At 68.8% G+C, this 3,723-nt stretch carries 4 protein-coding genes; all 4 read right to left on the minus strand.

Going from position 1 to position 3,723, the window contains the following annotated elements:
• Positions 1 to 595: 595 nt before the first annotated feature.
• Entirely contained in the window at positions 596 to 955 is a 360-nt protein-coding gene (locus JOY90_RS19380) for a VOC family protein (protein WP_291692718.1), read from the minus strand.
• Between the two features lie 835 nt (positions 956 to 1,790).
• On the minus strand, positions 1,791 to 2,699 hold the full coding sequence (locus tag JOY90_RS19385; RefSeq protein WP_291692719.1) for a transposase: 909 nt from the start codon (positions 2,697 to 2,699) through the stop codon (positions 1,791 to 1,793).
• Positions 2,593 to 3,141 (minus strand): transposase, encoded by a 549-nt coding sequence (locus JOY90_RS19390; RefSeq protein WP_291692720.1) that lies wholly within the window; start codon positions 3,139 to 3,141, stop codon positions 2,593 to 2,595. Before JOY90_RS19390 ends, JOY90_RS19385 begins: the two co-directional genes overlap by 107 nt.
• A 190-nt stretch (positions 3,142 to 3,331) precedes the next feature.
• The coding region (locus JOY90_RS19395; RefSeq protein ID WP_291692721.1) for a group II intron maturase-specific domain-containing protein at positions 3,332 to 3,723 on the minus strand (392 nt) is incomplete at its 5' end.

The following is a 3,723-nucleotide window of genomic DNA, read 5'->3' on the forward strand; positions in this document are numbered from 1 at the left end:
CCGCTGGGGGCCGGCCTTCATCGCATTCCGTTGGGGAAGCGCGGTCCAGCGAGTTGCCGTGCTCCCGTCAGCGGCCGCTCGTTGTGCGACACGCACAGCTTGGTCGTCGGCATCGCTCTCGACCTCATAGTGGACGTGAGGCTCGCGATCACGCGGTAGCAGAAGTCCGCCGTCCACGGCGATCACTTTTGCTTGGCTGAGCGGCTGGCTCGAGGATGATTCCTGCTTGCCGTGGCGGGACGGCACTGTCGATGACCGTGGAGCCGCACCTCTCGCGGCGCCAGGTCGGGCCGGCTTCTGCATTGCCGGGCGGATGCGGCGATCTCACGCCCCGTGTCGACGTCGATGGTCCAAGCCCGATCCAGCAGTCTCAGTCGATACTTCAGGACCGATCGACGCTGCCGGTGCTTCGTGGTTGCGGCGGTCTCCTGAGCCTTGCTGTTGTCTGCAGCCCAGTGACGGCAGTCTCGGCAACGCCCCATGACCGGGCGCTGCGATCCCTCGCCGTGCGGGTGCGGTCAATCACGGTGGAAGGCGAGCCCGAGTTCGGGGCGCCGTCTGGGATCTACTCGAGAACCTGCCGGTCAGGCTCGCGCTATGAAGCCTGCGGCGACATCAGGCCGATCACGTGGCCCTCGGGGTCGCTGAAGAGCCCGATCACGATCCCGACTCCGGGCACTTCGTCGGGACCCATCATCTTGGTGCCGCCGAGGCTCTCCGCCTTCTCGAGCGCCGCTCCCACATCAGCGACCTGGACGTAGAACGTGACGTGGCCCGGATAGCCCTCTGGCCCGGCGCCGACGCCGCCACCGACGCCTTCCTGATCCTCGAGAACGCTGTAGTCGGTCGGGCCCATGGGCTCGCTGAACTTCCACCCGAACATCTCGCCGAAGAACCCGCGTAGCGCGTCCGCGTCCTTCCCAACTACCTCGACGTGCGCAACCTGCTGTCCCATGATGTGCTCCTTTCAGCGCCCGCTGGGCGCTCCGCTTGACGTGCACTCTAAAACGCCGCTGTGGTGCCGGAGTCGTGTTCGTGGTCAGTGATCGCCCCTGCGTGCCCAGCGCACCGGCTTGGGCGCTGAGTCCGAAGGTGCGATGGCACTCAGAGATGCCACGAGCCTGCCTGCGCGTCGATCGAACACGACGGTCTCCCCAGCACCGACCAGACTTCTGCATAGTCGCCTGTCCAGCAGTAAGCCGGAGACTGCCGGTTCGATCGAGTTGCAACAGCCCCGACGAGTCTGCTGCTCCTGAGCAGAGGGAGCAGCCCGCGCCCTAGGCCGTGGCCAGACTGTCGGTCCGCCAGAATGCGGCAGCGGCCGGCGCCCTCGCTGGCGCCGACCACGGCGCTTCCGCATCCAAATGGGGGAGCATCACTGGCGACGACCAGGACGCTGGCTGTCGCTGCGGACGAGTTGGAGCAGCGGGTGAGCCGGCAACGGTGAGATGACCGCTCTTCCTGGCCGAGCGAAAGCCCGGCGATCGACGTCGCAGCGACCCTCGACACGGTCTGTGCCTACGCAAGATCCGATCGTGCTTGCTCGGAACCGGCGGACCAGCAAACGCGGGCCGTTGTCCGAAACGCCCACACCCAAGCGTGCGCCGGCCGCGAGCGACACGACTGCTCTTCTTCGCGCGACCGCTCGGACCGTGGTGCTGCTTTGCCACGAAACCAGTCACGATTTCGTCGCGGTCTACCCCGCCTGGCGCTGCCGGAATCGGACACAGGCAGTCACGCGCCGGCGCAGCGGCGGATGCCCGTCCGAACGTGAATGCAGACGTCCTGTGTCAACCCCCGGGCGTGATAGCGGATGTCGGCTTGCCGTCAAGCGCTTCGCGCTCGGCCCTTTGGGCCGCCGGTTCGGTGACGGTGTCGCCGAGCATCAGCTGAGTGGCAGTGAGGTCGGGCACGGGGCCCGACGCTCCAGGAATCGTCACCAGGACATGCTGTTGCAGGGCGCGGTGGCGGGCCGGGTCGTAGGGGGTGCGGTCTTGCCAGCAGCGCCAGACGATCCGGCACCAGGCGCGGCCGACGGTGCGTAGCGCGCGGGGGTGCTCGTGGCCGCGGGCGCGGGCAGTGGCGTAACGGTCAGCGGCCCAGGGGTGCCAGTGGCGGGTGCTGTCGGCCAGCATGCAGAACGCGCCGCGCAGTCGCTTGTTGCAGCCCCAGCGGAATGCCGCTGTCTTGCGCTTGCCGGACTCGACCGCGACGGCGGCCTGGCCGGCGTCGGCGGCCAGCGCGTCACGGGTCGGGTAGCGTGCACGGCAGTCGCCGATCTCGGCCAGCAGCTCGACAGCGGTCACCACGCTGCGCGGGTCGCGGAACAGCGAGAGGAAGATCTCACCGTCCGGGTGCTCCCGCAGTGCGGTAGCGATCTGCTGGGTGAGCTGCTTGATCTGCTCAACGAGCGGCGTGATCGCTGCCACGAGCGCGAGCACGAGCGCCCTGCGGGCGGCCAGCTCGGCCTCGCCGACGCGCCCCTCGGGCGCACGCCTGAGCTTGGCCAGCAGCTCGGCGGGCTTCTGCCCGCCGGAGTAATGCTGGCGCGCGAGGAACGCGGCCAGGCGCCGCTCGTCCAGGCCACGCACGTCAGCCGGACTCGGGTAGCGCTCCAGGAACGCCAGCGAGATCGGGCTGTCGAGCTTGGTGAACAGGCCGATCGGCCCGGGCCAGAACCGCTCGAGCTCCGCGCGCAACTGACCGGTCAGGGCGACCCTCGCGTGCACGAGATCCTCGCGCGTACGGGTCAGCGCCCGCAGCGCGTTCGTCTCGTCCGAGTCGGGCTCGAGCACCCCGGAAGCGATGACTGTCGGTGCGCGCCAGCTCGCACAACACGAACGCGTCGAACCGGTCGGACTTGCCGCCCGCCGCCCGGAACCGAGCGCGGGACGCCGCGACCTGTTTGGGATGCATCGGCAGCACCCGCAGCCCCGCGTCCAGCAGCCGCTCGACCAACAGCCCGTCCGGCCGCTCGATCGCCACCAGCTCAACCTTCAGCCGCAGCAGCGTGCGGCACAGCGCCCGCAACCCCTGCTCATCGTGCGCGAACGTGGCGGCCAGCAGCTCCTCGCCCGCCTGATCGCTCACGCGCACGTCGTGCTTGTCCGCCGCCCAGTCGACGCCGGCATAACTACCCATTCTGTAACTCCTTCGGTCAGGTCACCACTTCACAGCGCCCCGACCAGGAGGTACCGGTAGGGTCGGCGAGAGGCGCCTGGGCTGCGCGGCACGTGCTGGCCCGACTGGCCTGGTTTCCTCCCGCCGCCACCTCGAACCGTGCGTGCGGTTCTCCCGCACACGGCTCTCCGACGTTCTTCACCGCCGGCATTCAGCGTCCCTTGCGCCACGACCGGTAGGGCCGTGGCGCGACGATGATTCCACTGAGGTCGATCAGCCCCATCCGGTCGGGCGAGTGGGTCAGAACCCCCCATCCATACCGAGCTCGCCGTTTGTGACGCTTGGCGATGAAGCCAGCCAAGCGCGCAAAGGCGTGGAACGTGATCTTGTCGAAGGCGATGGTGGAGTTTCCGTACCGGAAGTACCCCGCCCAGCCGCGCAGGAACCGGTTGAGGTCCTGCACGACCTCTTCGACTGGGTCGCGGAGCCTGCGACGGTCCGTGAGCTCACGGATCCGAGCGCGGGCACGCGCCATCACCTGCCGTGAGGGCCAGCGGGCGAGGAACGTCAGATGCTTCGAAGCGGGCGTGTTGCCGCGCACCC

This window comes from Bradyrhizobium sp. (genome assembly GCF_019242285.1).
GTDB lineage: Bacteria > Pseudomonadota > Alphaproteobacteria > Rhizobiales > Xanthobacteraceae > Bradyrhizobium.